Below are 26907 nucleotides of genomic sequence, written 5' to 3' on the forward strand. Positions count from 1 at the left end.
TGGCTGGGGTTTTGTGCTGGACTGGTGGGGCACGTGCCGCCCATCCAAACTCTTTGTCCAGCCGGGCCGCCGGCTGTTGGGAAGGAACAATCGCATGACAACGTTTAGGATCGGATATTTTGTGGGGAGCCTGGCAAAGGGGTCCATCAACCGCACGCTTGCCCAGGCGCTCATCAAACTCGCGCCGGAGGAGCTGGAATTCACCGAGATCCCCATCAGGGACCTGCCGCTCTACAGCTACGACTACGACGCCGACTATCCGGCCGAAGGCCGTGCCCTCAAAGAGGCCATCGAAGCCTCCGACGGCATCCTTTTTGTGTCCCCCGAATACAACCGTTCCATTCCCGGGGCCCTCAAGAACGCCATCGACTGGGCATCGCGGCCCTGGGGAGCCAATTCGTTCGCACGGAAGCCCACGGGCATCATCGGCGCCTCGCCGGGAAGCATCGGCACGGCCGTGATGCAGGCCTCCATGCGCAGCGTACTGAGCTTCCTCGACGCGCCCCAGCTCAACGCCCCTGAGGTCTACATCCAGTTCAAGCCCGAGGTTTTCGGGGAAGACGGCGAGATCCGGGATGAATCAACGGCCAAGTTCCTGAGGCACTACATGGAGGAATACAGCGCTTTCGTCCAGCGGGTGCTGGCCGCCAATGCGCCGGGCCACATCGGCGATCCGGAGCCGGACCCTGACAAGCTTTCACGGTAGGTCACCGGCCCGTTCCGCAGGTTCAGTCCAAGGGCAGGGTCACCGTGACGGTGGTTCCCTGCCCCGGCGTCGAGGTGACCTGGACGGTGCCCCCGGCCTCATGAACTGCCACGGACATCAGCCGCAGCCCGTAACCGTGGTGCCGCCCGCTGAGGGCGAGTTGGCTGTCAAAACCTGCGCCGTCGTCGGAGACCACCAAGCGCACACCATGCCCCACGGCGGCCAGTTGGACGGTGAGTTCGGAGGCCTCTGAGTATTTGAGCGCGTTGCTCAGCGCTTCACGGGCCGACTGGTACAGGAGGGACGCGCAGTCCGCCGGGATCTCAATGCCCCAGTGCGGAGTATCCCAGCGGACTGCCGTCCCCTGCTGGCGAAGGGGGCCGGTGAGCCGGTCAATGCAACCGGCCAGCCCCAGGCTGTAGAAATCGATCGGGTGGTGATCGGTGATCACTCCTTCGACCGCGACAACCTCGTCAAGAGCTAATTCGTTCCCCATTGAACTCTCCTGCTTCCCCGCAGTATTTCTGTTGATAAGTCCAGAGTGAACCGCCAACTGCATGGGTTGCGAAGGGTTGGCTCAAGATCTCATCAAATTTTCCTGAATCGGTTGCGGAGGACAGCTGATGCCCGGCTGGCAGCGGCCACGCTGCCTCCTTTCGTCTTCCTGGCCCAGGGCTGACGGGACCTAGCCGGAGAGAAGGCTCAGGACCAGTCGAAGAAGCCCTTGCCGGTCTTGCGGCCCAGCTCGCCGCGGGCCACCTTGTCCTTGAGGATCTGCGGCGGGGCGAACCGGTCCCCGAGCGTGGACTGCAGGTACTCGGCGATGCCCAGCCGCACGTCCAGGCCCACGATGTCCGTGGTCCTCAGCGGCCCGGTGGGGTGCTTGTAGCCGAGCACCATGGCGGCGTCGATGTCCGCCGCGGAGGCCACGCCTTCCTCCACCATGCGCATCGCCTCCAGCGCGATCGCCACGCCAAGACGTGAGGAGGCAAAGCCGGGTGCGTCATTGACGACGACGGCGGTTTTGCCGAGTGCCTCCACCCACCTTTTCGCCGCCGCGGCCAGGTCCGGGGAAGTCTGTTCGCCGAGTACCACTTCAATGAGGGTGGACGCGGGCACGGGATTGAAGAAGTGCAGGCCGAGGAAGTTCTGCGGCCGCTTCAGCTCGCGGGCAAGGCCGTTGACTGACAGGGAGGACGTATTGGACGCCAGGAACGCGTCTTTGGCCAGGCGCTCCTCGATGCCCCGGAGCGCTGTGACTTTGAGGTCCCAGTCCTCGGGAACGGCCTCGACAACCAGTTGGCGGTCCGTGAAGTCGTCGTAGTCCACCGTGACCGCGAGCCGGGACACCATCTCGTCCAGGTTGACGTCGGTGGCACCGCGTTCGATGCTCTTGGCGGCAGCTGATTCCACCCGCTCCCGAGCGGCTTCGGCGGACTCTTCGTCGCGCTCCACCACCAGGACATTGGCTCCGTTGAGCAGGAAGGCGTGGGCGATTCCCGCGCCCATGCGGCCCCCGCCGAGGACGCCGACGGTGGCGGGAAGGTTGGGATTCGGGTTGGTCATGGCTGCTTTGCCTTTTCGTCGTCAGCTTTTTTGGCTGTCTTCTTGTCTGCTTTTTTGTCCAAGAACAACTGCATGCGGTCAAACTTGGCCTGGGACTCGAAGAGGATTCCCTGCGCCAGTTGGTCAATCAGCGGGTGCGCCTCGGCCGGGGCGTGGAACACGGACTTCGTGATGCGCACGGCCAGCGGGTCCTGGCGGCCGATCCTGTCCGCGAGCTTGTGGGCGGCGTCCATCAGCTCCGGCGCCTCGTGGACTTCCGTGATGAGGTTCGCCGCCAGGGCGTCCTCGGCGCGGAGCACGAGGCCGGCCAGCAGGATCTGCTTGGCCAGCGGTTCGCCCACGAGTTCCTTGAGCCGCCAGCTGGCACCGGCCGCGGCGAGGATGCCCAGTCCGGTTTCGGGGTTGCCGATCCGCACGCTGGGCGTTCCGATCCGGAAGTCCGCAGCGTAGGCGAGCTCGGCGCCGCCGCCCAGGCAGTAACCGTCCAGGGCAGCAATGACGGGCATCGGCAGCTTGGCGATCCGCACGAAGATGGTGGAGTTGATGCCCTGCAGTGCATCGTCTCGGCGCCGTTCGCGCAGCTGGGCGATGTCCGCGCCGGAGGCAAAGACCCCGTCCACGCCGGCGATGATCAGGACCTTGGGGTTCTGCTCCAGTGCGGCGCAGACCACGTGCAGCTCGTCCACCATCTGCTGATCGATGGCGTTCCGGACTTCCGGCCGGTTAAGGAGGACCACCACGCGGTCCTCGCGCTCCTCGACCAGGAGCGTGCTGAAGTGTTCGTTCGCGAGGTCCGGGGCGGCCATTAGACGCGCTCCAGCAGCATCGCAGTGCCCTGGCCGACGCCGATGCACATGGTGGCGAGGCCGAGTTTGGCGTCCTCACGTTCCATCCGCCCCAGCAGTGTGATGGCGATCCGTGAGCCGCTGGAACCGAGCGGGTGCCCCAGGCTGATGGCGCCGCCGTCGTTATTGACGATCGCCGGATCAAGGCCCAGCCGCCGCATGCTGGCAAGCGACTGCGTGGCGAAAGCTTCATTAAGTTCGACGGCGCCGAGGTCACCTGCGCTGAGGCCGCTCCGCTTGAGCACTTTCTGGGTTGCGGGAACAGGTCCGATGCCCATGATCTCGGGTTCGCAGCCGGCTGAGGCGCCGTCGATGATGCGGGCACGGGGAGTCAGGCCCAGGCGTTTGATGGCGGCTTCGGAGGCCACGATGATGGCCGAGGCGCCGTCGTTCAGGGTGGAGGAGTTACCGGCCGTGACCACCGAACCGCCCTTAACCACCGGGCGCAGGCCGGCAAGGACGTCCATAGTGGTGCCGGCGCGCGGCCCCTCATCGGTGTCCACCACGGTTTCGGACTTCCGGGTTTTGACGGTCACGGGGACGATCTCGTCCGCGAACCGTCCGGCCGCGATGGCCGCGAGGGAACGTTCGTGGGAGCGGACTGCGAAGGCATCAGCGTCCTCGCGGGAGATGCCGTCCACCCGTGCCACTTCCTCTGCCGTTTCCGGCATGGAGTACGTCATCTTGCCGTCGCGGGACAGCTCACCCTTGGTGAAGAGCGGGTTGGCGAACCGCCAGCCGATGGAGGTATCGAAGATCTGGCCGGGCTTGGCGAAGGCGGTGGCGGGCTTTTCCTGGACCCAGGGCGCCCGGCTCATGGACTCCACACCGCCGGCGATGACAACGTCCGCAGCACCTGACTTGATCATGTGGCTGGCCTGGATGATGGCGCTCAGCCCGGACGCACAGAGCCGGTTGACCGTGATCCCGGGGATGTGGAGGGGGAGTCCTGCCAGCAGGGTGGCCATCCGGGCCACGTTGCGGTTTTCCTCGCCCGCGCCGTTGGCGTTTCCGAGGATGACTTCCTCAATGCTGTCCGGATCAAGTCCGGCGCGGGAGACGGCCTCACGGACCACCAGCGCGGCCAGGTCGTCCGGGCGGACCGCAGAAAGCGCTCCGCCATACCGGCCTACAGGCGTCCGGACGCCACCAACAAGAAATGCCTCAACCATCAGAACAAGTCCTTTTCGCCAGTGAAATGGGCCGGGCTGGATTTAGTGACCGACCGTTCGTTCTATAAAGATTGTATGCCCTGCCGGCGGGACAGCTGCCTAGCGGGGCGCGTGGAGGCCGTCGAACGCGATGGTGATGACGTCGTCGGCCAGCTTTTGGGGGGAGAGGGAGCCGCCCGGTTTGTACCATTCCACGATCGAGTTGATGGTGCCGAACAGCAGGCGCGTGACGGTGCGCGGGTCAATGTCCTGCCGCAGCGATCCTTCATCGCGGGCCGCGGAGATGAGCTCCGCCACCTCGTGGTCGAAGGCGCGGCGGCGTTCCAGTGCATCGCGTTCAATTTCGGTGTTGCCCCGCAGGCGCAGCAGCAGCGTGACAAACGGCAGGCGCTCCACCAGCACTGCCACGGTCTGCCGCAGCACAAACTCCAGCCGGGAATCGGCCGCGCCGGTCCTGGCCTGAGGGGCTTCCAGGATGGCCTCGAGGCCGCCAAGCGCATGATCCAGCGCCAGCTTGAGGAGGTCGCCCTTGGACGGCACGTGGTGGTAAATGGCCGACTTGGAGATGCCCAGGTTCTCGGCCAGGATGCCCATGGAGGTGGCGTCATAGCCGTGCCGGTTGAAGACGTCGACGGCGATGAGCAGCACGGACTGCTGGTCATAGCCGGGGCGGCCGCGCTTCGTGGCGGCAGGGCTGGCTGTATCAGTGGTGCTGGGCATGGTGCCTAGTTTCTCATGAACGGTCGGTCGGTCGGTCAGGCGGCGCGGCGGGAAGGCCGCACCGCCCGACGCGTCCCTACGGCTTCGGGCGCATGTCGTAGATGCGGCGCAGCTTGCCGTTGGACCTCTCCAGCGAGCCCGGATCCACCACGTCCACCGTGCACGAAGAACCCACGTGGATCTTGATCTGCTCCTGCAGGGCGCGCGCCGCCGTCGAACTCTGCTCAATGGTCACGGTCTCGCGGCGTTCAATCCGGACGGTCAGCCGGTCCATCCGCTGGCCCTCGGGGCGGGTGAGTTCCAGTTGGAAGTGCGGGCTGAGCTCGGGGATCCGCAGCGCGATTTCTTCGATCTGGGACGGGAAGACGTTGACGCCGCGCAGGATGATCATGTCGTCGCTGCGGCCGGTGATGCGTCCCATCCGGCGGTGCGCGGGCCGGGCCGTGCCGGGGAGCAGCCGGGTGAGGTCCTTGGTGCGGTAACGGATCACCGGCAGGGCTTCCTTCGTGAGCGAGGTGAAGACGAGCTCGCCGTGTTCGCCGTCGCGCAGGACGTTCTCCTTGCCCACCTCGGGCTTGAAGGGGTCGATGATCTCCGGCCGGAAATGGTCCTCCCAGATGTGGCAACCGTCCTGCGTCTCCACCGCTTCGCCGGCGACGCCCGGGCCCATCACCTCGGAAAGGCCGTAGATGTCACACGCCTTGATGTTCATGGTGACTTCGAGTTCGTGCCGCATCTCCTCGGTCCAGGGTTCGGCGCCCAGGACGGCGAACTTCAGGGACGTGGAGGCGGGATCGATCCCCATTTTCGCCATGGCATCGGCGATGGTGAGGAGGTAGGTGGGGGTGGCCAGGATGGCGTCCGGCTTGAAGTCCTGGATGAGCTGAATCTGGCGTTCGGTCTGCCCGCCGGAAATGGGGATGACCGTGCAGCCCAGCGCCTCGGCGCCGGCGTGTGCGCCCATGCCGCCGGTGAACAGGCCGTAGCCGTAGGCGTTGTGCACCTTCATGCCGGGGCGGATGCCGGATGCGCGGAAGCTGCGGGCCACCAGCTTGGCCCAGTCGGCGAGGTCCTGCTTGGTGTAGCCGACGACCGTGGGCCGGCCTGTGGTGCCGGAGCTGGCGTGCACACGGGCCACCTGGGACTGCGGCACGGCGAACATGCCGAACGGGTATTCCTCGCGCAGGTCGTCCTTGGTGGTGAAGGGGAAGTTGCCCAGGTCGCTGAGTTCGCGCAGGTCGTTCGGGTGGATGCCGGCGGCGTCGAACTTGCGCTTGTACAGCGGCACGCGGTCGTAGGCGTAGGAAACGGTGTGCTGCAGGCGGCTCAGCTGGAGTGCCTCGAGCTCGTCGCGGGAGATGGTCTCCTCGCGGTCCAGGACGGCGTCAGTGCCCGCTGCGGTTGCCTGGGAGGTGGGGGATTCGGGGGCGTGGAGGGTCATGGTTTCCTACTTCTTGGGGATGGTTCGGCTGCGGCCGCGGAACTCGGCTATGAGTTCGCCTGGCTGACCGGCGTCAAGCGGGGACTGGTGCTGCGCAGCGTCCCCGGCGAAGATCTGGATGTCGTACAGGCCGCTGCGCCCTGCACTCGACCGGCGGTCCGCCACGGCGGTGATCACTTGGCCGCGGTAGGCCGGTTTGAGGAAGTTGATGTCCACGCCGGCGGCCACCGTGATGCTGCCTTCGTCGCCGGGGCCCGGGTTTACGGGGTTGCAGGCGAGGGCGAAGGCGGTGTCGGCGAAAGCGAAGATCATTCCGCCGTGGGCCATGCCGAAGCCGTTGAGCATTTCCTGCCGGAGGGTCATGCGGATGGTGGCGTGGCCGTCGGTAAGGGCGAGGACTTCGATGCCCATCCATTCGGAGGCGTAGTCATTTTCCAGGATGGGGTGGGTTACCCCGGAGAGAGCTGCTTCAGTCATGCGTCATTGCCTCCAGCTTTATTTACCGAATGTTCATTAGGTAATCCCAAAAGGGGTGCCGGTGTCAAGAGTGCCGGTCGCCCGCTAGTGTTTCTGCTTCCTCAGCAGGTTGGTGATGCGGAGGGTGCAGAGCCGCTGGCCTGCGGCGTTCGTGATCAGGACCTCGTGCGTGGTCAGTGTGCCGCCGAGGTGGATGGGTGTGGCCGTGATGGTGATCAGGCCTGCCCTCGCGGAGCGGTGGTGGGTGGCGGACACGTCCACGCCCACCGCGGTCTTGCCCATGGTGCTTGCGTGGATGACGGCCGCCCAGGAGCCCACGGCCTCGCCCACGGCAAGGGAGGCCCCGCCGTGGAGGAGCCCGAACGATTGCCTGTTGCCCTCGACGGGCATCGTTGCCACCACCCGCTCCACCGATTCCTCGACGATCTTGACCCCCATCTTCTCGTCGAGTTCGCCGAGGGTGATTTTCCAGAGTTCATGTTCGGAAAGTTCCGGCGCTGGGTGAGGATGCTTCTGGGCTGGGGCGTTCATGGATTCTCCTTGGTGCGGCATTGATCTTTCAGTGTGCAGCACACAGCATTAATGTACTGTAGTCATATTACCGAACGGACGGTCAGTAAATCACCTGGCCCCTGCCGTTTTGTCCCCGTGTTGGAAGGACCCGTCGACGATGACCACCACCGCAGCTGCAGAAGCCACCGTAGATACCGTAGAGACCGTTCCCAGTTTTGTGCAGGATTCGTGGTGGACGCCCGACGCAGATTCGGCCGCTTCCGCTGTCCCCGTGCGGGATGCGAGCACCGGCGAAATCCTGGCCAAGGTGAGCGCTGACGGCCTGGACCTGGCCGCCGTCGTGGATTACGGCCGCACCACCGGCCAGGCTGAGCTGGGCAAGCTCACCTTCCACCAGCGTGCGCTTAAGCTCAAGGAACTGGCCCAGTACCTGAACGCCCGGCGTGAGCACTTCTACACCTTCTCGTCGCAGTCCGGTGCCACCAAGATCGATTCGATGATCGACATCGACGGCGGCATTGGTGTGCTGTTCACCTTCGGCTCCAAGGGCCGGCGCGAACTGCCCAACTCGCAGGTGGTGGTGGACGGGCCCATGGAGGTGCTGTCCAAGGATGGGTCCTTCGCCGGCGAGCACATCTACACCCGCATTCCGGGCGTCGCCGTACAGATCAATGCGTTCAACTTCCCGGTCTGGGGCATGCTGGAAAAGCTGGCCCCCGCGTTCATTGCTGGCGTGCCCACCATCGTCAAGCCCGCCACCCCCACCGGCTACGTGGCTGCGGCAGTGGTGAAGGCGATCATCGAATCCAACATCCTGCCCGCCGGCTCGCTGCAGCTCATTTCCGGCTCGGTCCGGGGCCTGCTGGATGTGCTGGACTACCGCGACCTGGTGGCTTTCACCGGTTCCGCCTCCACTGCCCTGACGCTGAAATCGCACCCCAACGTGGTGGCGGGCGGCGTCCGGTTCACGTCGGAAACTGACTCCCTGAACGCCGCCATCCTGGGCCCGGATGCGGTGGAGGGCACGCCGGAGTTCGATGCCTTCGTCAAGTCCGTGGTCACGGAGATGACCGTCAAGGCGGGCCAGAAGTGCACGTCCATCCGCCGCGCCATCGTCCCGCAGGCACTGGTTTCTGCCGTGACCGCCGCCGTCGGCAAGCGCATCCAGGAGCGCGTTGTCCTCGGTGACCCGCGCGCCGAGGGCGTCACCATGGGGGCCCTGGCATCGCTGGAGCAGCTCGCGGACGTCCGCGCCGCAGTGCAGTCAATGCTCGACGCCGGCGGTGAGCTGACGTACGGAACCCTCGATTCGCCGTCGGTCACCTCTGCGGACGGAACCACCGGTGTGGTGGAGGGTGGCGCGTTTATGTCACCTGTAGTGCTCGGCTGGGACAACCCTGAGGCGGAGGCCATCCACTCACTGGAGGCCTTCGGCCCCGTGGCTTCCGTGATCGGTTACCAGGACCTTCCCGACGCCGTCCGCCTCGCCGCCCGGGGTGGCGGCTCCCTGGTGGCCACGGTCTGCACCAACGATCCGGCCGTCGCCCAGGAACTCGTCACCGGCATCGCAGCCCACCACGGCCGTGTCCTCATGCTCAACCGCGAGGACGCCCGCAGCTCCACCGGCCACGGCTCCCCGGTCCCGCACCTGGTCCACGGCGGCCCCGGCCGGGCCGGCGGCGGCGAGGAACTGGGTGGCATCCGCTCGGTCATGCACCACATGCAGCGCACCGCCATCCAGGGCTCACCCAACATGCTCACCGCAGTCACCGGGGTGTGGCACACCGGGGCGGACCGCAACTTCACCCTCGACACCGAAGGCCAGCACCCGTTCCGGAAGCCGCTGGCGACCCTCCACATCGGCGACGCCATCCGCTCCGGCCTGCGCGAGGTGACCCTCGAGGAAATCACCAAGTTCGCCAACTCCACCGGCGACACCTTCTACGCCCACACCAACCAGGAAGCGGCGGCGGCCAATCCCTTCTTCCCGGGCATTGTGGCCCACGGCTACCTGCTCCTGGCTTGGGGTGCGGGACTGTTCGTGGAGCCGGCACCGGGCCCGGTCCTGGCCAACTACGGGCTTGAGAACCTCAGGTTCATCACGCCCGTGGCCGCCGGCGATTCCATCCGTGTCACCCTGACGGCCAAGAAGATCACCCCGCGCGAAACCGACGAGTACGGCGAGGTGGCCTGGGACGCGGTGCTGACCAACCAGAACGACGAGATCGTGGCCACCTACGACGTCCTCACCCTCGTGGAAAAGGGCTGAACAAAAAAGCCCGCGTCACTTGCCCCGTCCCTATATCGGCCCATATACTGAACGAACGGTCGGTAAATAATTGAGCGCCTTTGAAAGGCCTTTTGCTAGAGGAGCAACCATGGCAGTGCAGAATCTGCAGTCAGTGACCGCTGAACTGTCCCCGGAAGAACTGGAAGCCGTTGCCCTGCGCGATGCTGAGGGCCAGGCAAACTTTGACCGCGTGATCGCCGACGATTCGCGGATCGAGCCGAAGGACTGGATGCCGGCGGCGTACCGCAAGACCCTCCTGCGCCAGATCTCCCAGCACGCGCACTCGGAGATCATCGGGATGCAGCCGGAAGCCAACTGGATTTCCCGCGCCCCCAGCCTCAAGCGCAAGGCCATCCTGATGGCCAAGGTCCAGGACGAGGCCGGCCATGGGCTGTACCTCTACTCGGCCGCCGAGACGCTGGGCCAGTCCCGCGACGACATGATGGACGCGCTGATCGCCGGCAAGGCCCGCTACTCGTCCATCTTCAACTACCCGGCACGGACATGGGCGGACATGGGCGCCATCGGCTGGATGGTGGACGGCGCCGCCATCTGCAACCAGGTGCCGCTCTGCCGCGCCTCCTTCGGCCCCTACGGACGCGCCATGGTCCGGGTCTGCAAGGAAGAGTCCTTCCATCAGCGCCAGGGATTCGAAATCCTGCTGGAACTCTCGCACGGCACGCCCGAGCAGAAGCAGATGGCCCAGGACGCCGTGAACCGCTGGTACGCCCCGGCGCTGATGATGTTCGGCCCGCCGGATGACGATTCGCCCAACTCCAAGCAGTCCATGGCCTGGAACATCAAGCGCTTCAGCAATGACGAGCTCCGCAACCGCTTCGTCGGCATGATGATGGAGCAGGTCAAGGTCCTGGAGCTCACGCTGCCGGACAAGGACATCCGCTTCAACGAGGACACGAAGAAGTGGGAGCACGGCCCGCTCGACTGGGACGAGTTCCACGAGGTCCTGGCGGGCCGCGGCCCCTGCAACACCCAGCGGCTTGAGCGCCGCCGGGAGGCGCACGACGACGGCGCCTGGGTCCGCGAGGCAGCCGCCGCGTATGCGGCGAAACAGCAGGCAAAACAGTCAATGAAGACGAAGGAATACGCAGCATGAGCGACGCAGTAAACAATTCTCCGGTTGAACCTGTCGAAACCCGCAACGCCTGGGGCCTGTGGGAGGTTTTCGTCCGGTCCAGCCGAGGCCTGAGCCACGTCCACGCCGGCTCCCTGCACGCGCCGGACGCCGCCATGGCACTGCGCAACGCACGTGACCTCTACACCCGCCGCAACGAGGGCGTGTCCATCTGGGTGGTCCCCGCCGACGCGATTGCCGCCAGCGATCCCGACTCCAAGGGCTCGTTCTTCGAGTCGCCGCAGGGCAAGGACTACCGGCACGCAACGTACTACACCAAGAGCGAAGGGGTGAAGCACCTGTGAGCGCCCCCGGAACGAACACGGAAGCAGCCGAGACGCACGGCCACGGTGACATCTCCACCGGTGTAGCCGGCGGAGACAGCAATGCCAGCGCCACCCGGATCACGCCGGGCAACGCCCTCCGCCCCGAGGACATCGCCCTGGAGGTCCGCACCGGCCTGGCCAGGCCCACCGAGGACGTGGCTGAGTTCGCGCTGCGCCTGGGCGACGATGCCCTGATCCTGGCCCAGCGCCTGGGCCACTGGATCTCCCGCGCACCCGAGCTGGAGGAGGACATCGCCCTGGGCAACATCGCCCTGGACCAGCTGGGCCACGCCCGGTCCTTCCTCAGCTACGCCGGCGGCGCCTGGGACAAGACCGAGGACGAGCTCGCGTACTTCCGCAGCGAAACAGAGTTCCGGTCCGTGCAGATCTTCGAACAGCCCAACGGCGACTTCGCGGCCACCATCGCCCGCCAGTTCGTGGTGAGCTACTACCAGTACGAGCTGTATCGCAAGCTCACCGAGTCCACCGACGCCACCCTTGCTGCCATCGCAGCCAAGGCCGTGAAGGAAGTGGATTACCACCGGGACCACAGCGCCCAGTGGGTCCTCCGCCTGGCTGGCGGCACGGACGAATCCCGCCGCCGGATGGCCCACGGCCTGCAGATGATGTGGCCCTTCGTGGAAGAGCTCTTCCGCGACGACGAGCTGACCGGCCGCCTCGCGGCGTCCGGTGCCGCCGTCGAGCCTTCCTCGTTGAGGAAAGACTTTGACCGCCTGACCGGGGAGATCCTGGCCGAAGCGGAGCTGGAGGTGCCGGCGGTTGCGGCCGCCCCCGGCGGTGGACGCACCGGCAAGCACTCGGAGTACCTGGGTTATATCCTCGCGGAGATGCAGGTGCTGGCCCGGGAGCATCCCGGAGCCACCTGGTGACCGCCGTGGCTACACAGGTGGATCAGAGGCAGAAGGCTTGGGACATTGCCGCCACGGTGTGCGATCCGGAGATCCCGGTGCTGACCATCGCGGACCTGGGCATCCTCCGGGACGTCAAGGTGACGCAGGAGCGCAACGCCGAGGACGGCGGGCCGGGCCCCGAAGTCCGGGTCACCATCACGCCGACGTACTCGGGCTGCCCGGCCATGGACGCCATCCGCGACGATCTGAAAACCGCGTTCGCCACGGCCGGCTACCCCAGCGTCCACGTGGACCTGGTGCTCGCCCCGGCCTGGACCACTGACTGGATGACCTCGGCCGGAAAGGCCAAGCTGCAGGAGTACGGCATCGCGCCGCCGTCGGGCAAGTCTGACGCCGCCCGGCACGCCGGTCCCATCCGCCTGACCATGGCCGTCAAATGCCCGCAGTGCTCATCCCTGAACACCAAGGAACTCACCCGCTTCGGTTCCACCTCCTGCAAGGCGCTGTACGTCTGCCAGGACTGCAAGGAACCGTTCGACTACTTCAAAGTCCTGTAAGGAAACCCCATGCCTGTTGTCCGCCAGACCGCCGCCGAATCGGCGCAGGCCACCGGCCGCCGTCGTCCGTCCTTCCACACGCTCGCCGTCAAGGAGGTGCGCCGGCTCACCGAGGACGCCATCGAAGTCTCCTTCCATGTTCCGGCCGACCTCGCCGGCCAGTTCGACTACCTGCCCGGCCAGTACGTGGCCCTCCGCACGAAACTGCCGGACGAGACCGGCGAGCTGCATGAGGTGCGCCGCAGCTACTCCATCTGCGCCGAGCCGCGCAGCTTCGAGGACGGCAGCAGCGAGATCCGCGTCGCCGTGAAGAAGGACCTTGGAGGGCTGTTCTCCACCTGGGCCAACGCCGAGCTGAAGACCGGGGACACCCTGGACGTCATGAGCCCGATGGGCGCGTTTGTGTCCAAGCACGGCCGGGACGGCAAGGCCACGGAACAGAACCGGATGAACTCCATGAACCACCCGGAGGAACTGGCCGGGGAAATCGCTTCGACCGGGGAGGCCAGCTTCGTGGCCATCGCCGCGGGCTCCGGCATTACTCCGGTGATCGCGATTGCCCGCACGCTGTTGGCAGCCAATCAGGAGAGCAGGTTCGACCTGATCTACGCCAATAAGGCCGCCATGGACGTGATGTTCCTGGAGGAGCTCGCGGACCTGAAGGACAAGTACCCGCAGCGCCTCGCCATCCACCACGTGCTGTCCCGCGAACAGCGGATCGCGCCGCTGCTCAGCGGCCGGATCGATGCCGAAAAGCTCCAGCAGCTGCTGGGCACCGCCATCCACGCGGACGATGTGGACGAGTGGTTCCTGTGTGGGCCGTTCGAGCTGGTGCAGCTGTGCCGGGACACCCTGACTGAGCGCGGCGTCAGCCCGGACAACGTCCGGTTTGAGCTGTTTTCCTCGGGCAAGCCGGACCGTCCGGAAGGCCACGCCGGCCGGCCGGTGCTGGTGGACGAGTCCAAGGAAACGTACAAGATCACGTTCAAGCTGGACGGCCTGCAGGGCGAGGTGGCCAGCCCCACGCACGCCCGTGAATCGATCCTGAACGCCGCGCTGCGGGTCCGTCCGGACGTGCCGTTCGCGTGCGCCGGCGGAGTGTGCGGCACCTGCCGCGCCAAGGTGGTCACCGGCAGCGTGACCATGGACGAGAACTACGCCCTGGAGCAGGACGAACTGGACAAGGGCTACGTCCTGACCTGCCAGAGCCACCCCACCAGCAAGGAAGTCATGGTCGACTTCGACGTCTAAGTAGTCCTACTAATTTTTCAACTCGGGCCCACGCCCGCAGGGTTCCCTGGCCGAGCTTGCGAGGCTAGGGTGCGGGTGGGGACCAACTAAGGAGCCCCATGATCTCCCTTTCCATCGCCAACAACATCGCCGAAGTAGTCCTGGACGCGCCGCACAAGCTGAACTCGCTCGACGAGCAGGCACTCGCGGAGTTATCCCAGGCGTACGACGACGCCGCTGCCGCCGCCGCACGCGGTGAGGTGCGGGCGCTGCTGCTCAGGGGAGAGGGCCGCGCCTTCTGCGCGGGCCGCGACATCCAGAACGTGACACCGGAAAGCGACGACGCCGAGGCGTACCTTGCGGGTCTGGTGCAGCCGCTGCTGAAGAAGATGAGCGCGTTCCCGGCGCCCACGTTCGCCGCGGCCCAGGGGGCGTGCCTGGGCGTGGGCCTGGGGCTGCTGCTGGCCACCGACGTGGTGTACGTGGCCGAGAATGCCAAGTTCGGCTCGCCCTTTGCCAAGCTCGGGGCCACGCTGGATTCCGGCGGGCACTGGTACTTCACCGAGCGGCTTGGCATGCACCGGACGCTGGATCTGATCTACACGGCCGAGCTGATTTCCGGGGCCGAGGCCGTGGCGCAGGGGATGTTCAGCCGCGCCATGCCTGCTGATGACCTGCTGGACAGCACGCGGGAAATTGTCACGCGGGTTGCCGCGGGTGCCACGGGTGCGTTCACCGCCAGCAAGGAACTCGTGGCGCACATCCGCGACCAGCGGCTGGGGCTCTGGGACGCCATGGCCGAAGAAAACGCAGAGCAGGCGCGGCTGTGCAAGAGCGAGGACTACGCCGAAGGCTTCCGCGCCTTCCAGGAGAAGCGGACACCTGTGTTCACCGGAACGGTCGCGCGCTAGCCTGCGCTGGCGCGGCTTCGTAGTGCCGCGCCTCCACGTGGGTACCGATCTTCAAAAAGTTATAGCTGTGTTCCCCGACACATCCATGTACTATCTTGGTAACTGAACGTTCGATCAGTAAATCTCTCGACCCTCATTCCGGGCAGCAGCGCTGCCCCCAGCCATGGAGTTCCAATGACCGCAACTTCACACGTCGATTCAGAGTTGGGCCCCAGCAGCAAGCACGAGGAACGAAAAGTCCTCGCGGGGACCCTCGTGGGCACCACCATCGAGTGGTACGACTTCTTCATCTTCGCCCAGCTGACAGCAACGCTGCTGTCCCCGCTGTTCCTTGCCCCGCTGAACGACTCCAACCCAGGCCTTGCGCAGATCCTGTCCTTTGCCCTGATCGGCATCAGCTTCCTGTTCCGCCCGCTGGGAGCCATCGTCGCCGGCCACCTGGGTGACCGCCTGGGCCGAAAGGCCATGCTGGTCTTCACACTGATCATGATGGGCGCCGCTACGGCGCTGATCGGCCTGCTGCCCACCTACGCCCAGATCGGCTTCTGGGCACCCGTCCTGCTGATCCTGCTCCGCGTCATCCAGGGCTTCTCGGCCGGCGGTGAATGGGGCGGTGCAGCCCTGATGGCCGTCGAGCACGCTCCCATGAGCAAGCGCGGCCTGTTCGGCGCCTACCCGCAGATCGGCGTCCCCGTCGGCATGATCCTCGCCACCGGCCTGTTGTACTTCCTCAATACGTCCATGTCCAAGGAAGACTTCGCCTCGTGGGGCTGGCGTGTGCCGTTCCTGCTTTCCATCGTGCTGATCGTGGTGGGCTACCTGATCCGCCGGGCGGTCGCCGAGAGCCCCGTCTTCAAGGAGATGCAGGACCGCAAGGAAGAGAGCAAGGCGCCGCTGGGCGAGCTCATCCGGAAGCACAAAAAGGCTGTCCTGTTCTCCACCATGATCTTCATCGGCAACAACGCCGCGGGCTACCTCCTGATCGCGTTCTTCATCTCCTACGCCACCAAGTCACTGAAGATGCCGGTGGCTCAGATCCTGCTGGCCACTACCCTGGCTTCCTTCGGATGGCTGATTTTCACGCTCGTGGGAGGCTGGCTCTCCGACAAGATCGGCCGGGTCAAGACCTTCCTGATCGGCTACGCAATCGTCTTCGCCTGGATGATCCCGATGTTCGCCCTGATCGACACCAAGGACATTGTGCTCTACGGCGTGGCGCTGTTCGTGCTCACCATCGGCCTGGGCCTGTCCTACGGTCCGATGTCCGCCATGTACGCCGAAATGTTCCCGGCCAACGTCCGCTACTCGGGCATCTCCATCGGCTACGCATTCGGTGCGATCCTGGGCGGTGCGTTCGCCGCCACCATCGCGGAGGCGCTGCTTCAGAGCACCAAATGGACCGGATCCATTGGCATCTACATCATGATCCTCTGTGTCATTTCGTCCATCGGCGTTGTGCTCGCCAAGGAGACAAAAGGCCGACCGCTGGGTGTTAGTCACCACTGATACCTTGGCGCCCGGCGGGGTATAGCTCCATCGGGCACCATCCCCGCCGGCGGGCTCAAGGTTCAGTCAAGATTCCGGCAGAGCAGCCTGTGTCCGCCTGAGTGCCGGTTCGAAGCCGGTAGATTTGTCTCGGTTTCGGGCCCCCCAACGAAACCGTGGAAGCCCCCGCGCTCGAGTTCATCTCGCGTGGGGGCTTCCGTCAAAGAGCGTTCGACGGCGGCACGGGAAACGGGCAGCATGGGTTACGTTCGCTTCATGAACCTGATCCGGTGGCGGGATGGACTGTGGGCCCTGCTGGTGCTTGCAGCGGCGGTGTTTATGGCCGGCGGACTGGCGGACGTGTTCACCTTTCTCGTCGAGCCGCCCACCTACCCCGTGGGGCACCGGCTGGTGCTGCTCGGATCCCTCACTTTTGCCGGTGCCGCAGTGTGGGCCTGGCTGCGGCAGTCGCCCCGATGGGTAACAGTCCTGACGGCGCTGCCCGCGGTGGTGGTTGGCGGGCTGGCGTTGCAGTTTGCGGACGGCACCTGGGGCGTTCTGGCCGGATACTTCCTGATCCCCGCAGCGCTGGTTGCCATGCTGGTGGAGCTGATCAATCCGTCCGACGCCGGCCAACGGGTGTGAGAGAGCGGCCCCGTTCCCGCACTGGCAGTGCGGGAACGGGGCCGTGGCCGCGGATGGGAATCGCGTGGATGGTCAGCGCTGGACGTTGCCGCCCAGCAGCGGAGGAACCGTCCCGGTCTCGTGCTCCTCGCGCCGCTCGGCCGCGCTCCGGAGCTCGCCATCAGCGGTTTCGTYGGACTCACCCTCGACGTCGACCAAGCCGTTGGTCTGGTCGAACGGATGCCCCGGCGCGCGATCTGTGCTGACGGCTGCGGAGCCAGCCGCGGAACCCGTGCCGACGCCTGTCCCGACGCCGCCCGCCGCCGTCGTGCTGGAAACCGAATCCGTGGGTACATGCTGTATCGGCGTGGGCGCGACTGTTAGCGGTTCCACCGGAGGGGTCACGGTCACGTCGCGGGTCCCGGCTGCGTCCTTGTCGCTGCCCGCCTTCATGGCCGCGGCAGCGCCTGCAACTGCGGCCACTCCGGCCGCAGCAGCCATCTTGCCGGAGATGCCGGCTTTGCCCGAGTCCCCGCGTGAGGCTCCGGCATCCTCGACGCCGGGGGTGCCTACGGCTGCGCCCTCATTGACGGACTTACGCCATGCGCCGCTGGCGTAGCCTGCATCCTCAATGAATTCCTTAAAGCGCTGCAGGTCAGCTTCGGCCTGGCGGTCAACGACGTGCAGCTTGTCGCCAATCTTTTCGATGATGCCCTCGGGATCGTATTCGAGGCTAAGCCGCAGCGAAGTCTGTCCGCCGCCGACGTCCTCGAACTCCACTGCCCCCGCGTTGGTGGCACCTTCCGTGGCGGCCCAGGCAACTTTCCTGTCGGGAATCTGCTCCAGAACCTTCGCGGTCCACTGCCTGCGGACTCCAGCGATTTCCGCTACCCATTCCAGCCGGTCATCGCTGGTCTGCTTCACGCTCTTTACCCCGCCCATGAAGTGCGGGAATTCTTCAAATTGCGTCCACTGGTTGTATGCGGTGCTCACCGGTACGTTTACCAGAATGCGCTTTTCGACCTTCGTGCTCATAACATCTCCTTCGAGAGTAGAACCGGACTAATGAAGGACGTAATCAATTCATCAGCATGCTTAGCATATCGTCCGGGTCAGCCTCGAAGTCAACCCCGGGCGGATAGGAGCAGGCTGACTCGCTGGGGGCGAGTTGGAAGCGCAACCAATCGTTGCACATGCGGGAACGGTGCCCTATAGTCATGTGCAACAAAAGGTTGCTAATAGTCAGGAGAGCACGATGGAATACGGCAGCATCGAACGGGAGCTCCACATCGAGGCCACGCCCGAGGTGGTGTACCAGGTCATCACCACGCCTGAGCACCTGCGGGAGTGGTGGCCGGATGATGCGGACCTTGAACCTGTGCCCGGGGCGGCAGGGGTCATCACGTTTGGCGACAGTTCCGCGCCAGGGGCAAAGATCGTCACGCTCACGGTGGTGGAAGCCAGTCCGTCCCGCCGGTTCTCCTTCCGGTGGGTGCACGGCGATGGTGAGACTGCGGCGTCCTCCAACTCGCTTCTCGTGACGTTTGACCTGATCCCTTCGGAGGCGGGCACACTCCTGCGTTTTACCGAGACAGGGTTCCGGGAGAAGGGCTGGGAGGCGGCCGTGCTCGAGGAGACTTACCGGGATCATGTCCGCGGCTGGGACTACTTCCTGCCCCGACTCGTTGGCTATGTCGCCCGGCTGGTAGCGGCGCCATGAGCGTCACCGTCGACGACGAGCTCTGGTCGGCGGTGGGGGATTCGACCCGGCGACGGATGCTCGACCTGCTGCTGACAGACGGCGGCGGCACAGCAACCACGCTGAGTAGGCAGCTGCCGGTCACGCGGCAGGCGGTCGCCAAAAACCTTGGTGTACTCCAGCGCGTCGGAATGGTCCACGTCACGAGTTCGGGACGGGAGCGCATCTACGAGGTGAGCCAGGCCCAGCTCGCCCGAGCGGTCGCGCAACTGTCGTCGGTCGGGGCCACGTGGGACGCCAGGCTGCAGCGCATCAAGGGCATCGCAGAAGCAATCCAGCACAGTCGTGAAGGCTGACCCCTCCCGGACGGTCAGGATGTTGTGGGCTCGCCGCCCTGGGCCGATGCCGGGAGGGCCCGCCGTCGGATTTGGGCGGCTCCGTCACCGGTGAGTTCGTCGGTTGCTGCTGCCCTGCAGGCGATTGTTGAGATGAGTGCGGATGCGCTGCCGATCACTTCGGGGCCGGTGCCGTAGCTCCAGCCAGTGTCGTGTGCGGAGAAGGCGAGCCCGTCGAGCAGGCCGGGCTTGAGGGAGCGCCGGGCCTGCGGGGTAGTGAGCTGTTCCAGGACGATGTTGGCGCTTTGAGGGTTGATGGTGTGGCGGATACCGAGAGGGCGGTAGATGTCTTCGGCGTGGATGACCAAGTGGCACAGCGGAGCTTCGGGCGGGGCGCCAGGAATGCCGAAACGGCCCTCCTTCGTGGCGCGAAGGGCATCCAGTATTTGTCCATTCGGCCGGGTGTCTCCGGTCGCCCACCGGTCAGCCATCTTGTCGAACTTGAATCCTGCGGCCGCCATTTTGCTGATGAAGCGCGGCACCGACAGGTGGTACGGCATGAGGAGGTGGACGACGACGTCCCGCACGCGCCAGCCGGCGCACAGGCTGGCGGCGTTCCACTGCTCGTTGTCCAGCTTTTCCAGTACGTCGAGCAGGCGGGTCCGTTCGGTATCGATCAAAGCATCGATTTCATTCATGTCATGCCCTCCTGGACCCGGCAGCACCGCTTCGTGTTCCGGCCGCTGAGCTCCGGCCAGAGTACGTCAGTTCCGGGTCGAGGCCCAGCATTCTGCCGACAAATGCTGTCCCGGAAACCACAGGTCAGAGCAAAGGTAAGCACATCTACGGTCCCGAAGGCGTCTGCGCGAGCGGATGGACCTGGAAGTTAGTGAATGCGGGAATCGGCCCGCCAGCTGATGCCGGCGGGCCGCTATAGGCGGGTTCCTATTAACACGCGGGTTCGAATACTGGGCGGACTTGCTACATGATGCCGGTTGGTACCAGCAGGGCCCAGGCCAAGGCCGGGGCAACCAGCACCACGCCGCCGGCGTAGGCCATGAGCTGCTTGTAGACGCGCTGGCGGTCGTCGGGGCGGGCGTTGGCGACTACCAGTGCTCCGTCGGTGGAAAACGGGGAGACGTCAACTACGGTGGCGGCGATGGCGAGGGCGGCGACGGTTCCTGAGGCGCTGAGGGAGCTGGTGGCGAGCAGCGGGCCGGCGAGGGGAATGAACGCGGTGAGCAGTGCGGTGGAGGACGCGAAGGCCGAGCCGACGCCGATGACGTAGCAGAGGACCAGGGCGATGAGCAGGGGTGCGCCCAGTGCGAGGGCCTGCTCGGCCAGGGTGTCGATGACGCCTACGAGCTGGAGCAGCGAGACGTAGGTGATCATGCCGGCCACCAGCAGGACGGTGGACCAGGAGATTCCGCCGATGAAGGTCTGGTGTTCCTTGATGTTCACGAATGCCAGCAGAAGGCCGGCGGCGAGGGCCACAAAACCGATCGGCATGTGGAAGCCCAGGGTGCAGACCAGCATCACGCCGATCAAAGCCAGGGTGAGGATCTGCTGGCCGTGGGGACGGCCCGTCCGCGAGGTGTCCACCTCGGCGTGCTGGCCGCCTTTTGCGTCGCGCAGCTTGCCCAGGAGGGCGAACAGGGCCACGGTGAGGGCGGAGAGGATGAGGTTCAGGGCGAAGCTGGCCGCGAAGAGCGAGCCCTGGTCGATGGCGAAGCCGTTCTTGACCGAGATGTCGTGGACCAGCACGCCGGCTACGGAAAGCGGGGAGAAGCCGCCGGCGTGGGCGCCGTTGATGATGAAGGCGCCCATCAGGACGGGGTGGATGCGGGACTCGTAGGCGAATCCGATGGCCGCGGGTGCCAGCAGTGCGATGGCTGCCGGGGAGAAGGTGCCCAGCGAGGTCAGGGCGGCGGCGATCAGGAAGAACACCCAGGGAAGCAGCATCGTCTTGCCCCTGACGAGGCGCACACAGGTCTGGACGATGATGTTGATGGTCCCGTTCCGCTGGGCCATGCTGAAGAAGTAGGTGACGCCGATGATCGTCAGGACGATGCTGGCGGGGAACTCGTCGAGGATCTGTTTGTCGCTCATGCCGAGCATGAAGTACCCGACGCCGAAGGACGCCACCAGGCCCATCACTCCGATGTTCAGCGGCCATTTGGTGGCGACGACGAATATCGCCACCAGGATGACCAGGGGGATGATCTGGGTGGCGGTCATGGTCGGCTCCGATTCCGGGGTGGCTGCCGGGTTGAAGATGGCACCCCCGAACACGAGGGCGACCAGACCCAGGATCGCGGTCGCGGCTACCGCTATCAGCAGGATACGGCGGCGGCGCTTGGGACGCTGGGCGGGGACGTCCCGGATATCGTTCTCTGTTTCGGAAGCAGGCTGGTAGATAGTTTTAGTCATGATCTTGGCTCCTCATTGAGTGGCTGATGCCAGGGAGGCTTCGACGGCGCTGCCGAGGGCCTCGGGAAGGTGGATGACGGTGGTGGCGATGGTGCGGGCAGTCCGGTCGACGCCGACCAGGAGTGTCCCGTCGCGGTCCTCGCTCCAGGTCTCGATCACCCCTGCGGGAGTGCGCAGCCGCAGCGTGGTCCGCGGACTGTCGCCGGTCATGCTGCTCAGTACGGTGCCGGGGGTCCGTGCGGCGAGAGTCAGGGCGATGCTCCCGGTGATGGCCAGTGCCGGGTGGGGCTTGCCCATCGAGAGCATCATGACGTTGACGTCGCCGTCCGGGTCCGGCTGGGCGGGGGAGGCGACGATCGCGAGTTTGGGGATGGCGCGGGCAGCTGCGGCAACGGTGGGTGCCAGCCCCATCCGGACGGCAGCTTGGCGGCGGATGTGCTCCAGCGTTTCCAGCTGCAGTTCCACCCCGGCTGCCCAGCTGTCGTACCGCGCGGGGTCAAGGCCAAGCTCCTCGGCGCGGACGATCACTACCGGGGCTCCGGCGTCGACCATTGATACAGTCCAGCGCGTTCCGCCTGCGGATATCGTGTCGGTCGCGGCGCCGGTGGGCAGCAGATTTCCCGTGGTCTTGCCGGCCGGGTCCTGAAAACCGAGTCCCACCCGGTAGCCCGGAAACGCGACCCCGGGCATCTGCGCGTCCGGGACGATGGGCAGGGCCCCAGCAGGAGTGGCGACGCGCTGGATGATGATCTGGCCGGTGTTCGTGTTGCGGGTGACGATCCGGGTGACGACTCCGCGGGGGACCACCCACCCCTTTTCGATTGCGTAAAGCCCCACCACCGCGGAGCAGTTCCCGCAGTTGCTGCCCCAGTCCACCGCGGCCTCTTCGATGCCTACCTGGGCGAAGGTGAATTCGACGTCGACATCCGCATCGGCCGGCCGCCGAAGGATCATGGCCTTGCTGGTGGTGGACGTTGCCCCGCCAACGCCATCAATCTGCCGGTGGTCGGGACTCCCGAACAGCCGGGGAAGCAACTCATCCAGGCTGGTGCGGGTCTGGTCCAGGTGCTCCGTTTCGAAGACCCAGCACTTGCTGGTGCCTCCGCGCATCCATTCAGCTTCTATCTTCATTGTCTTTGCCACATCTCTCGGGCCGCGCATTCTGTTCAGGGGCCTGATAAAAGAATGAGCCGGATCACATATGAAGACAATGTTCAATTTGTGAGGGAGTATGTAGAGAAGCTTCAATCATTGTCAGCTCGGTACCAGGGATCGATTGGCGGGTCGAAAGTCACCAGCAAATACCCCTACGAACGCGCCGATCCATGCACAGCTGCATAGAATGAACCAATCAAACAGAAGGGTGAAGTTTTGCTTCACGATGAGACCCGGGATTTATTCGACATCCGCCGCCTGGCCCTGCTGGTTGAGGTCGTGGAGCAGGGGTCCATCACCGCTGCGGCTGACCTGATGATGTACACGCCGTCGGCCGTTTCCCAGCAGCTGCGGAAGCTCGAACAGGAAGTGGGGCAGCCCCTGCTGAACCGCCGCTCCCGGGGGGTGGTGCCCACGGAGGCCGGGCAGGTACTGGCCGGGCACGCCCGCAGGATCATCGGTCAGATGCGGGCGGCGCAATCGGACCTGGACCAGATCGCCGGACTCAGGCGCGGATCCCTGACCGTGGGTACGTTCCCCACCCTCGCCGGATCATTTTTGCCCGTTGTCATCCGGGCCTTCAAGAAGCGGTACCCGGCCATTGGCCTCTCGGTGCGCAGTGCGCGCTTTGACGAACTCGTCTCAGACCTCCAGTCCGGCGTCACCGGACTGTGCCTGCTCTGGGACTATCCCTGGAACAGGTTCCACGACGACTCCATCCGCATCACGGAGGTCTTCCAGGAGAGCACGGTAATCCTCGTGGCCCGAGGCCATCCGCTCGCCGACCGGGATGAGGTGAAGATGGAGGAGCTGCGGAAGGAGTCCTGGATAGTCCGCGCTGAGGCCCACCCCGTGGTCGAGGTCCTGCAACGCTCCGCCCACGACGCCGGATTCGAGCCGGCCATCGGCTTCCTGGCCAACGACTACCAGGAGGCGCAGGCCATGGTCAGCGTCGGCATGGGCGTGGCCATGGTGCCCAAAACTGCGGTGGCCCTCCAGCACCCCGACGTGCGCGTCATCAGCCTCGGTGCTGCCGCCCCCATGCGGCGGGTTCTACTGGCCCAGCGCCAGGACAAGGTCTACGCCCCGGCCGAGGTCGCCTTCCATTCAACCCTCCTGGAAATCGCCCGGGAACACGTCGGCGATTACCTCTAGGGGCCCAACGGCGGGCCCGCACGCCATGGATTCGGGCGATGTAGAAACGCTCAAAGACTTCTTCGCCCCCGATGCGGTGTGGCGCGTCGGCGGAAGCGGCGGCCAGTCCATGGAGCAACACGGCGTCATCGTCTTCACGCTGTCAGACGGGAAGGTCACCGAGGTCAACGAGTTCCAGGAGGACACGGCCCGGGCCTCCGACTTCTGGGCCTGACGCCAGGGGGCAGATTCGCTATACACGGCCCTGCACAGTCACAACTTGGTCAGCCAACCGAAAAGCTGCCACTGCCTTTGGGTTCCTTTACATATTTTGGGGGAGCCGGCGTCGATAGCATGAGTTAACCGGACAGAGCCGTCCGGTCGGACCGACGCAGAAGGAAGCCCATGGCAGCCGTTACGGTGGACGACATCCTCTCGGACCTCCCTCTGGGTTTCGCAAGCCTCATCCTCGGGCCTTCCCCTGCCCGCTCTGCGATCGAACGGTTTCTGATAGTGGATGCGGATGATGAGACGGCCGACGGCGGCGGGGCCTTTGTTCTGCTGATCGGCGTCCGCGGCCGCTCGGCTTTGCCCGCGCTGCGGCGGCTCTTGAAGAACCCTCCGCCGGTGGTGGCCGTCAAGGGTAGGCGTGAAGAGCTCACCGAAGCTGAAGAACTGCTTCGCGATGCCGGCACGGGCCTGCTCCTGGTGGAACCGGGGGCTGACTGGGACCGGCTGCTGTCTATTGCCAAGGACCGCATCCAGCCGCGCAGCTACCAGAGCGAAGTGCTGACGCTGCTGGAAGAGGACCTGTTTGCCATCGCCCAGACCACCGCCAGGCTCTCATCCAGCCACGTGCTCATCGAAGACGCCGCCAACAAAGTGCTCGCATACTCCACCGTTTCGAACGACATCGACGAGCTGCGCAAGGCCTCCATCCTGGCCCGGCGCGGTCCGCGTAAATACGAGCTCCTGCTGAAGGACCTGGGCGCCTACCGTGAACTGCACCGGACGCGGCTGCCGGTGCGGGTACCCGCCCGTCCCCAGGACGGCCTGCGGGAACGAGTGGCCATCACACTGTTCGCCGGGGACCGGATTATGGGCTACATCTGGCTGCAGGAAACCGGGGACGGCTTCGGCCCGGACGTTGATTATGTGCTGAAAGGATCTGCGGCGCGGGCCTCAGCCGAGCTGATCCGTCACCGCAACCAGCAGTCTGTGCACATGCGCGAGGACCGCATTGTGCGGATCCTGTCAGGTTCGGCGGAAGCCGCGGCCAGCGCTCACAGCGAGAAGATCTCCGCTGAGCGCCCGGCCGCACTGATCCTGATCGGAATGCCCGATTCCGAAGCCCAAGCCGACGACGCAGCACTGAAGCACGGCGAACTCGCCAACCTGGCGTCCATCCACGCCGCCGCCTACAAAGCGTCCGCCGTCGTGGGCCAGTTCAAGGGCGACACCGCCGTAATTGTCCCTGGCCTGCAATCAACCTCCGCGGAACCCGGGCTGCGGAGCCTGGCCGAGTCCATCGTCCGCGATGCCGGCAAGCACCTCGGCATCAGCCCTTTCGCAGCCGTCGGTCCAGTAGCCCCGGATCTTCTGTCCCTACACACGACCACCCGCATCACCGAAGCCCTGTTGAGGTGTGTGGGAACGTCTCCGGTCAGGGGCGTTGCCACGGTGGACGACTTCGAGGGGGAGATCCTCTTCCGCGAGGCGGTCCAGAATTTCACGTCCTCCACATTCCGCCACCGCAGTCTTTCCGCCCTGCTCCGGCAGGACGCAGAACTCGCGGAAACCCTGCACGTGTACTTCGAAGCGTCGCTCGATGCCGCCGAGTGCGCCAGCAGGATGGGGCTGCACAAGAACACTGTTTACTACCGGATCAGCAAGGCGGCACGGGTGACCGGCCTGAACTTCGGCAACCCGCGAGACTCGCTGGTGGCCCTGCTCCACATCCAGGAATGGGCAAGCACACCTAAAGAACAACTGGGCAGGAAATGACCACAGCACTCATAGCACCGCCGTTGGACGCAGTACTGGACGACATCGTCCGCAGCCACAGGCCACAGCGGGAAAACGGTTCTGTCCCGGCCAACATTCCCCTCCTGGCAACGGTACCCTTCGACAGGTTCGGGATCGCCGTCGCCACCACTTCCGGTGAGGTGTTCAGCTCCGGCGACGCCGACGTCCCGTTTTCCATTCAGAGCATCTCCAAGGTGTTCACGCTGGCAATGGCCCTTCAAGGCGACAGCTCAGGAACGCTGTGGTCCCGCGTGCTGCGCGAACCGTCCGGCACCTCGTTCAACTCCCTGGTCCAGCTGGAACTGGAGCACGGCATCCCGCGGAACCCCTTCATCAACGCCGGCGCCCTGGTGGTCACCGATCATCTGATGGAAGAAACGTTCGACGCCGCCACCCAGGTGTTGCGGTTCCTCACCGTCCAGGCGGCCAGCACGGGACCCTTCATCGATGAGGCGGTCGCAGCCGGCGAGCTTTCCAGCAGCTGCCGCAATCTGGCCCTGGCGCACTTCCTGAAGGACTTCGGCAACCTGAAGCATCCCGCGGAATCAGTGGTGGAAAACTACGTCCGCCAATGCTCCATCATGATGTCCTGCGTGGAACTCGCCAAAGCCGGACTATTCCTCGCCATGGACGGCCACGGATCGCTCGGAACCGTAGTGTCCCGCAGCGACGCGAAACGCATCGGCTCCATCATGCTGACCTGCGGGATGTACGACGCCGCCGGCGAGTTCGCCTACCGCGTGGGCCTTCCCGGAAAAAGCGGCGTGGGCGGCGGGATCCTGGTCATCGTTCCAGGTGAATGTGCCATTTGCGTCTGGAGCCCGCGGCTTGACGCCAAAGGAAACTCCCTTGCCGGCACCGCGGCTCTCGCCGACCTTTCCGACCGCACCGGCTGGTCTGTTTTCTGACCTGCACGAGCTGCAAATCCCACAACTTCTTCCCCACCCAGCAGGATCTTCTCCGTATCGAAAGGATCAACCATGCCCATCAACCCCAATGACGAGGTTGTAGTGAACCAGGCCGACGGCGGTCACGCGCACGCCTCCGAAACGTCCCTCCATGCGGAGGACAAGGGTTACCACAAGAACCTGAAGCCCCGGCAGATCCAGATGATCGCCATCGGCGGCGCGATCGGCACCGGCCTGTTCCTCGGCGCCGGCGGCCGCCTCAACGCCGCCGGGCCGTCGCTGGTCATCGCCTACGCCGTCTGCGGGTTCTTCGCGTTCCTCATCCTCCGGGCCCTCGGCGAACTGGTGCTGCAC

General features: G+C 65.4%; 28 protein-coding genes and 1 pseudogene. 17 read left to right on the forward strand and 12 right to left on the reverse strand.

Annotated features, from left to right (window positions below):
• Positions 1–94 precede the first annotated feature (94 nt).
• Positions 95–706, forward strand: a complete 612-nt coding sequence (locus AC1DIM_RS11485; protein ID WP_477710609.1) for an NADPH-dependent FMN reductase — start codon at positions 95–97, stop codon at positions 704–706.
• Between the two features lie 22 nt (positions 707–728).
• Here the strand turns inward: AC1DIM_RS11485 and AC1DIM_RS11490 are convergent, their stop codons facing one another.
• The 8 genes from AC1DIM_RS11490 to AC1DIM_RS11525 all read right to left on the reverse strand — a co-directional run bounded on the left by AC1DIM_RS11490 (position 729) and on the right by AC1DIM_RS11525 (position 7458).
• Positions 729–1202: a sensor histidine kinase gene (locus tag AC1DIM_RS11490; protein WP_477710610.1), complete on the reverse strand. Its 474-nt coding sequence runs from the start codon at positions 1200–1202 to the stop codon at positions 729–731.
• Between the two features lie 206 nt (positions 1203–1408).
• Positions 1409–2272, reverse strand: a complete 864-nt coding sequence (locus AC1DIM_RS11495) for a 3-hydroxyacyl-CoA dehydrogenase family protein (protein ID WP_477710611.1) — start codon at positions 2270–2272, stop codon at positions 1409–1411.
• A complete protein-coding gene (locus tag AC1DIM_RS11500) occupies positions 2269–3078 on the reverse strand; it encodes an enoyl-CoA hydratase/isomerase family protein (protein ID WP_477710612.1) in 810 nt (269 codons plus the stop codon). The genes AC1DIM_RS11495 and AC1DIM_RS11500 overlap by 4 nt, the downstream gene beginning before the upstream one ends.
• On the reverse strand, positions 3078–4289 hold the full coding sequence (locus AC1DIM_RS11505) for a thiolase family protein (protein WP_477710613.1): 1212 nt from the start codon (positions 4287–4289) through the stop codon (positions 3078–3080). Before AC1DIM_RS11505 ends, AC1DIM_RS11500 begins: the two co-directional genes overlap by 1 nt.
• Before the next feature lie 99 nt (positions 4290–4388).
• Positions 4389–5009 carry a TetR/AcrR family transcriptional regulator gene (locus AC1DIM_RS11510; RefSeq protein ID WP_477710614.1) on the reverse strand — a complete coding sequence of 207 codons (621 nt, stop codon included), beginning with the start codon at positions 5007–5009 and terminating at the stop codon, positions 4389–4391.
• Between the two features lie 76 nt (positions 5010–5085).
• Positions 5086–6450 (reverse strand): phenylacetate--CoA ligase PaaK, encoded by a 1365-nt coding sequence (gene paaK, locus AC1DIM_RS11515; RefSeq protein ID WP_477710615.1) that lies wholly within the window; start codon positions 6448–6450, stop codon positions 5086–5088.
• A gap of 6 nt (positions 6451–6456) precedes the next feature.
• Positions 6457–6927 (reverse strand): hotdog fold thioesterase, encoded by a 471-nt coding sequence (locus AC1DIM_RS11520; RefSeq protein WP_477710616.1) that lies wholly within the window; start codon positions 6925–6927, stop codon positions 6457–6459.
• Positions 6928–7011: 84 nt separating this feature from the next.
• A complete protein-coding gene (locus AC1DIM_RS11525; protein ID WP_477710617.1) occupies positions 7012–7458 on the reverse strand; it encodes a PaaI family thioesterase in 447 nt (148 codons plus the stop codon).
• A 139-nt stretch (positions 7459–7597) separates the two neighbouring features.
• Here AC1DIM_RS11525 and paaZ point away from each other — a divergent pair, with 139 nt between their 5' ends.
• The 9 genes from paaZ to AC1DIM_RS11570 all read left to right on the forward strand — a co-directional run bounded on the left by paaZ (position 7598) and on the right by AC1DIM_RS11570 (position 16888).
• Positions 7598–9709 carry a phenylacetic acid degradation bifunctional protein PaaZ gene (paaZ, locus tag AC1DIM_RS11530; protein WP_477710618.1) on the forward strand — a complete coding sequence of 704 codons (2112 nt, stop codon included), beginning with the start codon at positions 7598–7600 and terminating at the stop codon, positions 9707–9709.
• 109 nt (positions 9710–9818) lie between these two features.
• On the forward strand, positions 9819–10844 hold the full coding sequence (gene paaA, locus AC1DIM_RS11535) for a 1,2-phenylacetyl-CoA epoxidase subunit PaaA (protein ID WP_477710619.1): 1026 nt from the start codon (positions 9819–9821) through the stop codon (positions 10842–10844).
• The gene (gene paaB, locus AC1DIM_RS11540) at positions 10841–11167 is read left to right on the forward strand and encodes a 1,2-phenylacetyl-CoA epoxidase subunit PaaB (protein WP_477710620.1); all 327 of its coding nucleotides are present in this window, start codon (positions 10841–10843) and stop codon (positions 11165–11167) included. Before paaA ends, paaB begins: the two co-directional genes overlap by 4 nt.
• Positions 11164–12078, forward strand: a complete 915-nt coding sequence (paaC, locus tag AC1DIM_RS11545; protein ID WP_477710621.1) for a 1,2-phenylacetyl-CoA epoxidase subunit PaaC — start codon at positions 11164–11166, stop codon at positions 12076–12078. Before paaB ends, paaC begins: the two co-directional genes overlap by 4 nt.
• Positions 12079–12083: 5 nt before the next feature.
• Positions 12084–12617, forward strand: a complete 534-nt coding sequence (paaD, locus tag AC1DIM_RS11550; RefSeq protein ID WP_477710622.1) for a 1,2-phenylacetyl-CoA epoxidase subunit PaaD — start codon at positions 12084–12086, stop codon at positions 12615–12617.
• Between the two features lie 9 nt (positions 12618–12626).
• A complete protein-coding gene (gene paaE / locus AC1DIM_RS11555) occupies positions 12627–13868 on the forward strand; it encodes a 1,2-phenylacetyl-CoA epoxidase subunit PaaE (RefSeq protein ID WP_477710623.1) in 1242 nt (413 codons plus the stop codon).
• Between the two features lie 98 nt (positions 13869–13966).
• Positions 13967–14758 carry an enoyl-CoA hydratase/isomerase family protein gene (locus tag AC1DIM_RS11560; RefSeq protein WP_477710624.1) on the forward strand — a complete coding sequence of 264 codons (792 nt, stop codon included), beginning with the start codon at positions 13967–13969 and terminating at the stop codon, positions 14756–14758.
• A gap of 174 nt (positions 14759–14932) precedes the next feature.
• Positions 14933–16264: an MFS transporter gene (locus tag AC1DIM_RS11565; protein WP_477710625.1), complete on the forward strand. Its 1332-nt coding sequence runs from the start codon at positions 14933–14935 to the stop codon at positions 16262–16264.
• A gap of 255 nt (positions 16265–16519) precedes the next feature.
• Complete coding sequence (locus tag AC1DIM_RS11570) at positions 16520–16888, forward strand: hypothetical protein (protein ID WP_477710626.1); 369 nt, start codon at positions 16520–16522, stop codon at positions 16886–16888.
• Positions 16889–16960: 72 nt separating this feature from the next.
• Here the strand turns inward: AC1DIM_RS11570 and AC1DIM_RS11575 are convergent, their stop codons facing one another.
• Positions 16961–17902 carry an SRPBCC family protein gene (locus tag AC1DIM_RS11575; protein WP_477710627.1) on the reverse strand — a complete coding sequence of 314 codons (942 nt, stop codon included), beginning with the start codon at positions 17900–17902 and terminating at the stop codon, positions 16961–16963.
• A 220-nt stretch (positions 17903–18122) separates the two neighbouring features.
• Here AC1DIM_RS11575 and AC1DIM_RS11580 point away from each other — a divergent pair, with 220 nt between their 5' ends.
• Positions 18123–18587: an SRPBCC domain-containing protein gene (locus AC1DIM_RS11580; protein WP_477710628.1), complete on the forward strand. Its 465-nt coding sequence runs from the start codon at positions 18123–18125 to the stop codon at positions 18585–18587.
• Positions 18584–18922: an ArsR/SmtB family transcription factor gene (locus AC1DIM_RS11585; RefSeq protein ID WP_477710629.1), complete on the forward strand. Its 339-nt coding sequence runs from the start codon at positions 18584–18586 to the stop codon at positions 18920–18922. Before AC1DIM_RS11580 ends, AC1DIM_RS11585 begins: the two co-directional genes overlap by 4 nt.
• 14 nt (positions 18923–18936) lie before the next feature.
• Here AC1DIM_RS11585 and AC1DIM_RS11590 read toward each other — a convergent pair whose 3' ends face one another.
• From AC1DIM_RS11590 to AC1DIM_RS11600, 3 genes are all read right to left on the reverse strand, one after another.
• Positions 18937–19599: a maleylpyruvate isomerase family mycothiol-dependent enzyme gene (locus AC1DIM_RS11590; protein ID WP_477710630.1), complete on the reverse strand. Its 663-nt coding sequence runs from the start codon at positions 19597–19599 to the stop codon at positions 18937–18939.
• Positions 19600–19882: 283 nt separating this feature from the next.
• Positions 19883–21331, reverse strand: a complete 1449-nt coding sequence (locus tag AC1DIM_RS11595) for an SLC13 family permease (protein ID WP_477710631.1) — start codon at positions 21329–21331, stop codon at positions 19883–19885.
• Positions 21332–21343: 12 nt separating this feature from the next.
• A complete protein-coding gene (locus AC1DIM_RS11600; protein ID WP_477710632.1) occupies positions 21344–22462 on the reverse strand; it encodes a PrpF domain-containing protein in 1119 nt (372 codons plus the stop codon).
• 240 nt (positions 22463–22702) lie between these two features.
• On the opposite strand from AC1DIM_RS11600, the gene AC1DIM_RS11605 reads away from it, so the two are divergent.
• The 5 genes and pseudogenes from AC1DIM_RS11605 to AC1DIM_RS11625 all read left to right on the forward strand — a co-directional run.
• Positions 22703–23641 (forward strand): LysR substrate-binding domain-containing protein, encoded by a 939-nt coding sequence (locus tag AC1DIM_RS11605; RefSeq protein ID WP_477710633.1) that lies wholly within the window; start codon positions 22703–22705, stop codon positions 23639–23641.
• A gap of 25 nt (positions 23642–23666) precedes the next feature.
• Positions 23667–23855, forward strand: a complete 189-nt coding sequence (locus tag AC1DIM_RS11610; protein WP_477710634.1) for a nuclear transport factor 2-like protein — start codon at positions 23667–23669, stop codon at positions 23853–23855.
• 170 nt (positions 23856–24025) lie between these two features.
• Entirely contained in the window at positions 24026–25624 is a 1599-nt protein-coding gene (locus AC1DIM_RS11615) for a PucR family transcriptional regulator (protein ID WP_477710635.1), read from the forward strand.
• Positions 25621–26553 (forward strand): glutaminase, encoded by a 933-nt coding sequence (locus tag AC1DIM_RS11620; RefSeq protein WP_477710636.1) that lies wholly within the window; start codon positions 25621–25623, stop codon positions 26551–26553. The genes AC1DIM_RS11615 and AC1DIM_RS11620 overlap by 4 nt, the downstream gene beginning before the upstream one ends.
• Before the next feature lie 72 nt (positions 26554–26625).
• Positions 26626–26907: pseudogene (locus AC1DIM_RS11625) on the forward strand (amino acid permease); the annotation flags it as partial.

The sequence above is a fragment of the Pseudarthrobacter sp. 01T43 genome (assembly GCF_056398665.1).